Below are 8,194 nucleotides of genomic sequence, written 5' to 3' on the forward strand. Positions count from 1 at the left end.
ACCGAGAGGGGCAACAGACCGGGTTCAGTCCCCTTCCCGCGGCGGCGCCTGCTCCTCGATCTCTCGGGGGCGCGACCGGAAGAGGGCCCGCGCGAGCCCGGCCACGCCGAGCCCCACGGCCAGCACGGGCAGCAGCCACAGGACGTTCAGGTCCCACGAACCGCTGCCCCAGACGACGAACGCGACCGCGAGTCCGAGGAACAGCAGCCCCGCGACGAACGAACCCCAGTCAGTGCTGCGCTTAGCCATACTGGACCTCCACCTTCCCGAGCACCATGTCGGTGCGTACGTTGATCACGGGCACCTCGTCCTGGACCGATCCCTCCCCGGTCTCCTCTGTCTCCCCGGTTTCCCCGGTGTCCTCCCGCCCGTCGGCGTCCTCGGCCGGTTCCGCCGACCCCGTCGGTTCGAAGGTCTGCTCGTACGTGATGGACATGCCGTTGCGTTCCTCGCTCCCGCCGTCCGGGGTCGGCGCCTCGACCTGGCAGCACCTGACCTCCGAGACCACGTTGACCCGTGCGTCTTCGGGGAGCACCAGGTCCAGGTGGCCCACGTCCACCCGGGACGCGACGTCCACGCTCTCTCCCGGTTCGAGCCCGGCGGCCAGCTCGGTCAGGTCCAGCGTCCCCGACCCCACGTTCAACCGCATGTCACCGGACTCCGCCTCGGCGACCGTCGCGGGCCGCCAGTCGACGTCACCGATCCGCGCCGCGGTGACGTCGACCGAGGCCACCAGGACGGCGGCCAGCACCGCGAAGGTCCCTAGGGGCATCAGCCCGCGCGGGTTGCCCGCCCAGGTCCCGACCAGTGCGAACAGGCCGATGACCGCCACCGCCGCGGCCATGAAGAACGGACCCGTCTCCGGGCCGAACAGCAGCTGTGTCGAACTCATCTCCGACAGGGAGGGGTGCACGTACTGCGCCGACACCCCCACCACGATCGCCATGACGACCACGGTCCACAGCGCTTGGGAGGCCAACGGCGAGGCCTTGCGCGTCCGGTGCCGGTGGCCGTCGCCGGTGTACGGCTCCCGGTCACGGTCCTTGCCGTCCTCGTCCCCACCTTCCTCGTCCTCGTCGTCCTCTTCGTCGTCCTCGTCGTGGCCGTCCGAGCCGAGCGACGTCCGCTCCGACACCACCGCCAGGTCCACCGGGCCCTGCGGGGCCGAGGCCCACGGCTGGGCCGGGTTGTAGTAGGCGGCGGTCGGCTGCGGCACCGGACCGGCGGGCGGGGGTTCGTGTGTGGCGATCTCCGACCGCAGGGCAAGCAGCGACGCGCGCAGGTCCACGCCCCGGTTCCGGGCGGTGAGCAACCCCAGGACCAGCGGAATCGCCAGGACCAGCGTTCCCCAGCCGAAACCCCCCACCAGGCTGAGCGCGGTGGCGGCGGCCAGGCCCAGCGTCAGCAGCTTCACCACTGTGTGCGGCGGGATGCTCCGGTTCAGCAACTGCTCGAAGGTCGCGGGACCCCCTTGGGGATCGCGCATCAGCATCCATGCGGCGATGTACAGCAAGAGGCCGACACCGCCGGCGAACGCCGTCAGCGCGAACGCCGCGCGCCACACGACGGGGTCGATCCCCGTGTACGTGCCCAGCCCGGTGCACACCCCCGCGAGCACCCGGTGGTTGTCGTCGCGGCGCAGTTCCGGACCGGGTGGCGCGGTGCCGGTGGCCGGACCCTCCGAGGCCTGGGCCCCCCGGGCCCCTTCCTCAGCGGCACGGTCCTCCCCGGGGGCGCCGTGCGGCGCCTCACCGTCAGTCATACGCGCTCACCACACTTTCCTCATGGAACCATCGTGACCGCTGGTGCGTCCGCAGGGAATCCGGGACGACCCTGAACCCACCCTGACCGGGACACCAGGGCAGGGCCAGGGGCAGGTCCCGATGCCTTTCGGGGGTCGTTCGAGGCATGCTGGGAGGCATCCAGGACCAACGTGTGCGACGGGGAGCTCCGATCGCGCCCAGACGAAAGCGGTGATCGGGCGGTGCCAACGACAGCCGTGGAACCCCCGAGGTTCACCCGAGCGGTCGACGGCAGGCTCCTCGGCGGTGTCGCTTCGGGAATGGCCCAGCACTTGGGCCTCGACCCGGTCGTGGTCCGCCTGGCGTTCATGGCCCTGTCCGTCGGCGGTATCGGTGTGGCCGTCTACGCGGCCCTCTATTTCCTCGTTCCCCAGGAGGAGACGGCGAAGGAGGCCGACCGGGCCGAGGACGCCAAACGCAAGGGCCGCGACATCTCCCAGCTCATCGCCTATGTCGGTCTCGCCCTAGCGCTCGGGATGCTCGCCATGATCTTCGGCGGCGTCTTCGACCCGCTGCTGTGGTTCGTCATCTTCGGTGCGCTCGGCGCCACCGTTCTATGGCAGCAGGCCAACCCGGCCCAACGCGACGAGTGGATGAGCAGCACGGTCAGCAGCACCGTCAACGGGGCCCGGCCCAAGAGCATCATGCGCACTGGTGCCGGTGTCCTGCTCGTCGTTATCGGGGTCATCGGCTTCCTGATCTTCCAGGAGCAGCTCCAGGAGGCCCGCGCCGGGCTCACCTTCGCGTTCACCCTCATCGCGGGGATATCGCTGATCGCGGCCCCTTGGATCATCGGGCTCATCCGGGAACGCGACGCCGAGCGCCGAGAGCGCATCCGCAACGCCGAGCGCGCCGAACTCGCCGCGCACATCCACGACTCCGTCCTGCACACCCTCACCCTCATCCAGCGCCGGGCCGAGGACCCGCGCGAGGTCCAGCGCCTGGCCCGGGTCCAGGAACGCGCCCTGCGCACCTGGCTCTACCAGCGCCCGGCCGACGCCGATACGACGGTGACGCCCGCGCTGGAGCGGGTGGCGGCCGAGGTGGAGGAGGAACACGGTGTGCCCATCGAGGTGGTGAACGTCGGAGACGGCCCCATCGACGACGGCATCGCAGCCATGCTGCGCGCCGCACGCGAGGCCATGGTCAACGCGTCCAAGTACGCGGAGTCCGACAGCATCTCGGTCTTCGGGGAGGTCGACGAGGACGAGGTCTTGGTGTTCGTCCGCGACCGGGGGACGGGATTCGACCTTGAAGACATCCCCGAGGACCGCATGGGGGTCCGCGGCTCCATCATCGGCCGGATGGAGCGCCACGGCGGCTCGGCGCGAATCCGCACCGAGCCGGGCGAGGGCACCGAGGTCCAACTCCGCATGCCGCGCATCAAGGACATTTGACGTCCGTCCCCGGGGTGAACCCCGTGGATTCCCACAGCCTTGCGGTTGTAGGTGCGGTGCGCCTCGCGGCGTCCGCCGGTTCCTGCTTCGGCGACCCGCACCGACCGATCAAGTCGGCCGGTCTCACCCGGTCTCCACAGGCTTGTGGACCCAAAGGCCCCGTTCCCGCCCGTCCGGCGGTACCTGACGCCGTCACCATAACAAGCGCCGATTCCGACCCGGGGGCGAATCGGCTTATTCTGTCCCGCGCCGCGGGCCGGTCGGCTCCACCGCTGCCGTGAACGGTGGAGCACTGCCGACGATTCCGGTAACGGCACACTGTTCCGGGCCGAACGGCGCTACCTGATCCGGGGTGTTCGTGGGTAAGGTCCAAGGTGTGGGAGAAGAGAGCACGACCTTCAGTGACGGAGACGCGGTCCCCCGCGTCGTGATCGTGGACGACCACCGGCTCTTCCGCAGCGGTGTGCGCGGTGAGCTCGGCGACGCCGTCAACGTCATCGGCGAGGCCGGGGACGTCGACAGCGCCGTGCACGTCATCGGTGAGTCCCTTCCGGACCTGGTGCTCCTCGACGTCCACCTGCCCGGCGGCGGGGGAGTCGAGGTACTGCGGCGCGTCCTCGCCCAGCACCCGCAGGTCCGATTCCTCGCCCTGTCGGTCTCCGACGCCGCCGAGGACGTCATCGGCGTGGTGCGCGGCGGCGCCCGCGGCTACGTCACCAAGACCATCTCCGGCAAGGACTTGGCCAACGCCATCGCGCGGGTCGCCGACGGGGACGCCGTGTTCTCCCCGCGCCTGGCCGGTTTCGTGCTGGACGCCTTCTCCGCCACCGACGCGCCCCCGGTCGACCCCGAGCTGGACCGCCTCACCCAGCGCGAACGAGAGGTCCTGCGGCACATCGCCCGCGGATACGCGTACAAGGAAGTGGCCAAGGAGCTGTTCATCTCTGTCAAGACGGTCGAGACACACGTCTCCTCCGTCCTGCGCAAGCTCCAGCTGTCCAACCGGCACGAGCTGAGCCGCTGGGCCACCGCCCGCCGCCTGGTCTGAGCCGGAGGCGCGGGGAGGGTCAGCGCAGGGCGTCGAGCATCCGGTCCAGGAACTCGTCACCGGACACCGACGTGACCACGCGGGTCCCACGCCGCTCGTCCGCGCTCGGACACGGGCGCAGGTCGGCGACGGTCATGCCCCGGGTCAGCCCACCGGTCAGCTCCACCCGGACCGGCGCCGTGTACGCCTCGGTCACCAGGTGCGGGTCGATCAGGACCGCGGCGGCCAGCGGGTCGTGCATGGCGCACTGGCGGACACCGAAGATCCCCTTGTAGAACTCGGCGTAGAAGTCCAGGAACGCGGAGGTGCGCCGCGCGCGCTCGCCGGGAACCTCCTTGAGCCGGTCCAGCCACGCGCCGGTAGCCACCGTCTTCATGGTGATGTCGAGCGCGATGAGGTCCAGGTCGAAACCGGCCGCGAAGACTGCCTCGGCCGCCTCCGGGTCGTTGGCGATATTGGCTTCCGCGTGTGAGGACACGTTCCCGGGCGCTTGGACGGCGCCGCCCATCACCACGAGCCGCCGCACCAGCTCCGGCAGGCGCGGTTCCAGCCTGATCGCGAGCGCCAGATTGGTGAGCGGGCCGACGGCCAGGACGTCGATTTCGCCGGGGTTCTCCCGGGCCGACCGCACGAGCAGCTCCGCGGCGGATTCCGCCACCGGTGCGCGTTCGGGTTCGGGCAGCTCGACATCGCCCAGGCCGTTGTGTCCGTGGACGTGCCCGGCCAGTTTGGGCTCCTGCACCAGCGGGCGCGCGGCGCCCACTGCCACCGGAACGTCCGGACGGCCGTACAGCTCGAGCAGGCGCAGGGCGTTCCGAGCGGTCACGTCGACGGCGTTGTTGCCGAACACCGCGCCGATCCCGGCGATGTCGACCTCCGGCCGGGCGGCCAGGTAGGCGAGCGCGACGGCGTCGTCGATCCCCGGATCGCAGTCGACGAACACACGCATGGACTGTCGGTCAGCCAAGACCGGTCTCCTCCCGATAAGGTCACGGACCAGTAGGGGGAAAGGGCCCAACTGGTAGGAAACCAGACTAGAAGGTCTCCGGTACCCGACGTGGACGTGGGCATTGACAGGACGAGGGTGTGGGTGCCGACAAGGCATGGACGGTGGTGTCGCCGGTCGGCCGTAACCTGGTAGGCGTGTCCTCCCAAGAGCAGCTTCTCGAAGGTCTGAACGGTCCCCAGCGCGATGCAGTCACCCACGCCGGTGCCCCGCTCCTGATCGTGGCGGGCGCGGGGTCGGGAAAGACCCGCGTCCTCACCCATCGCATCGCCTATCTGCTGGCCGAACGCGGGGTGCGCCCGGGCGAGATCCTGGCGATCACGTTCACGAACAAGGCCGCGGCCGAGATGAAGGAGCGCATCCAGGGCCTCCTCGGCACCCGCGCGGCCAACACCATGTGGACGATGACCTTCCACTCCGCGTGCGTGCGGATCCTGCGCAAGGAGGCGCACCGGCTCGACTATCCGAGCAGCTTCACCATCTATGACGCTGCGGACTCGCAGCGGCTGATGCAGTTGGTCTGCAAGGAGATGGACCTGGACCCCAAGCGGTTCCCGCCCAAGTCCTTCAGCTTCCAGGTGTCCAACCTCAAGAACGAGCTCGTCGACTACGACACCTTCGCCGGGCAGGCCCAGACCGAGCAGGAGAAGAAGCTCGCCGAGGCCTACAAGCTCTACCAGCGCCGCCTCCACGAGGCGGGCGCCATGGACTTCGACGACCTGATCATGATCACGGTCAACCTGTTCCAGATGTTCCCGGACGTCGCCGAGTACTACCGCCGCCGGTTCCGGCACGTGATGGTCGACGAGTACCAGGACACCAACCACGCGCAGTACACGTTCGTCCGCGAACTCGTCGGCGCGGCCGGGGACCCCGACACCAGTGCGGTCCCGCCCGCCGAGCTCTGCGTGGTGGGCGACGCCGACCAGTCCATCTACGCGTTCCGCGGCGCGACCATCCGCAACATCCTGGAGTTCGAGCGCGACTTCCCCAACGCGCGCACGATCCTGCTGGAGCAGAACTACCGCTCCACGCAGACCATCCTGTCCGCGGCGAACACGGTGATCGACCGGAACGAGGGCCGCCCGGCCAAGAACCTGTGGTCGGAGCAGGGGGAGGGCCCGAAGATCACCGGTTACGTCGCCGACAACGAGCACGACGAGGCCGCGTTCGTGGTGGGGGAGATCGACCAGCTCACCGACGACGGCGTGGTCAAACCGAGCCAGGTCGCGGTGTTCTACCGGACCAACGCCCAGTCGCGTGTCTTCGAGGACGTGTTCATCCGGACCGGCCTGCCGTACAAGATCGTCGGGGGCGTGCGCTTCTACGAGCGCAAGGAGATCCGCGACATCCTGGCCTACCTGCGGGTGCTCGCCAATCCGGAGGACACGGTGAGCCTGCGCCGCATCCTCAACGTGCCCAAGCGCGGTATCGGTGCCAGGGCGGAGGAGTCCGTGGAGCTGCTCGCCGCCCGTGAGCGCATTTCGTTCGCCAAGGCGCTGCGCCGTGTGGATGAGGCACCGGGTATCGCGACCCGCTCGGCCAAGGCGATTCGGGGCTTCACCGCTCTACTCGACGAGCTCGGCGAGAGCGTTCCTGGCAGCACTCCGGCGGAGGTCGTCGAGGTGGTGCTGAGCAAGACGGGTTACCTGTCCGAGCTGACCGAGTCCAAGGACCTCCAGGACGAGAGCCGGGTGGAGAACCTCGAGGAGTTCGTCGACCTCGCCAGGGAGTTCGAGCACACCTTCGCCGCGCTTCTGGAGGAGGAAGACGCACTGGAAGGTGAGCCTGGGAGCGAGGGCGAACCCCGGGGTGACGGTGAGCTTGGCGGCGAGGCCGAAGGTGAGCCGGGGGCTGCGTCGGAGGGGGAGGAAAACGAGGGGATCGACCCCGGTGCGCCGACCCTTGTCGACTTCCTGGAGCGCATCGCGCTGGTCGCCGACACGGACCAGATCCCTGAAGAGGACGATGACGGCGGGGTGGTCACACTGATGACCCTGCACGCGGCCAAGGGGCTGGAGTTCCCGGCGGTCTTCCTCAGCGGGATGGAGGACGGCGTCTTCCCGCACACCCGTACTCTGGGGGACAAGACCCAGCTGGAGGAAGAGCGGCGGCTGGCCTACGTGGGCATCACGCGGGCGCAGGAACGGCTCTACATCAGCCGTGCCGCGGTGCGGAGCGCGTGGGGGACCCCCTCCTACAACCCGGCTTCGCGGTTCCTGGACGAGATCCCGTCCGGCCTGGTCGACTGGCGTCGCGCCGAATCAACCCTCGCCGCCCCGCCCAGCCGCAGCATCGGCGGCCGTGTCGGCGGTGGTTTCGGCGGTGGCGGCGGTTTCGGGAGCACGTTCGGCGGTGGGAAGAAGGCCGCGAAGGAGGCGCCCACGCTGAGCGTCGGCGACATGGTCAACCACGATTCCTTCGGAATGGGCCGCGTGCAGCTGGTGGACGGCGCCGGGGACAAGACCAAGGCCAGGGTCGACTTCGGAGCCGACATCGGGGAAAAGGACTTTCTGGTCAAGTACGCGCCGATCGAGAAGCTCTAGGGCCCTGGGCCGCACTGTAATCCCGCTTGAACTGGGGTTGTGGCCGGTGGTGGTTACCGGGTGGGTGCGGATCGAGTGCCGACAGAGCGCGGACGGAGTGCGGGTTGGGGACGCTCTCCAGCGGTGTACCGAGCATGTGTAAGCCAGGACACCGCAGCGTTTTCCCGAAGTCGTCACGAGCACTCCCTTGCGGGGGTAGAGTTGGGGCAGACCGAGCGAGACGAACGCGGTTTCTTCCGCACGCGGGCCGGTCTCACTCTCTCCACTCAGCCGAGATGGTTCGGGCACTGCCCGGAGCATGTAAGCTCGGAGAGTTGCTTCAGACGCCGGGCGGAAACGCAGGTCGAAAGAAGCGAAACGGGCTTTACCCCGATCTCGTTCTTCAAAACCGCCGA

General features: G+C 69.1%; 6 protein-coding genes. 3 read left to right on the forward strand and 3 right to left on the reverse strand.

Annotated elements, in window-relative coordinates; translation table 11 throughout:
* Positions 1 to 24: 24 nt before the first annotated feature.
* On the reverse strand, positions 25 to 249 hold the full coding sequence (locus ACYVDG_RS07900) for a hypothetical protein (RefSeq protein ID WP_460747751.1): 225 nt from the start codon (positions 247 to 249) through the stop codon (positions 25 to 27).
* On the reverse strand, positions 242 to 1,762 hold the full coding sequence (locus ACYVDG_RS07905) for a PspC domain-containing protein (protein ID WP_460747752.1): 1,521 nt from the start codon (positions 1,760 to 1,762) through the stop codon (positions 242 to 244). Before ACYVDG_RS07905 ends, ACYVDG_RS07900 begins: the two co-directional genes overlap by 8 nt.
* A gap of 222 nt (positions 1,763 to 1,984) precedes the next feature.
* Between ACYVDG_RS07905 and ACYVDG_RS07910 the strand changes: the two genes are divergently transcribed.
* Together ACYVDG_RS07910 and ACYVDG_RS07915 are read left to right on the forward strand one after the other, a co-directional pair.
* A complete protein-coding gene (locus ACYVDG_RS07910; protein ID WP_460747753.1) occupies positions 1,985 to 3,199 on the forward strand; it encodes a PspC domain-containing protein in 1,215 nt (404 codons plus the stop codon).
* A 376-nt stretch (positions 3,200 to 3,575) separates the two neighbouring features.
* Positions 3,576 to 4,247, forward strand: a complete 672-nt coding sequence (locus tag ACYVDG_RS07915; protein WP_460747754.1) for a response regulator — start codon at positions 3,576 to 3,578, stop codon at positions 4,245 to 4,247.
* Between the two features lie 19 nt (positions 4,248 to 4,266).
* Here the strand turns inward: ACYVDG_RS07915 and ACYVDG_RS07920 are convergent, their stop codons facing one another.
* Positions 4,267 to 5,196: a nucleoside hydrolase gene (locus ACYVDG_RS07920; protein ID WP_460747763.1), complete on the reverse strand. Its 930-nt coding sequence runs from the start codon at positions 5,194 to 5,196 to the stop codon at positions 4,267 to 4,269.
* Between the two features lie 194 nt (positions 5,197 to 5,390).
* Here ACYVDG_RS07920 and ACYVDG_RS07925 point away from each other — a divergent pair, with 194 nt between their 5' ends.
* Complete coding sequence (locus ACYVDG_RS07925) at positions 5,391 to 7,799, forward strand: UvrD-helicase domain-containing protein (protein ID WP_460747755.1); 2,409 nt, start codon at positions 5,391 to 5,393, stop codon at positions 7,797 to 7,799.
* The last annotated feature ends 395 nt before the right edge of the window (positions 7,800 to 8,194 follow it).

The sequence above is a fragment of the Nocardiopsis oceani genome (assembly GCF_054777395.1).

Excerpts from the sequence above, each read along its gene's own strand:
- ACYVDG_RS07905 (WP_460747752.1), bottom strand. The coding sequence starts at position 1,762 with ATGACTGACGGTGAGGCGCCGCACGGCGCCCCCGGGGAGGACCGTGCC.
- ACYVDG_RS07920 (WP_460747763.1), bottom strand. The coding sequence starts at position 5,196 with ATGCGTGTGTTCGTCGACTGCGATCCGGGGATCGACGACGCCGTCGCG.
- ACYVDG_RS07900 (WP_460747751.1), bottom strand. The coding sequence starts at position 249 with ATGGCTAAGCGCAGCACTGACTGGGGTTCGTTCGTCGCGGGGCTGCTG.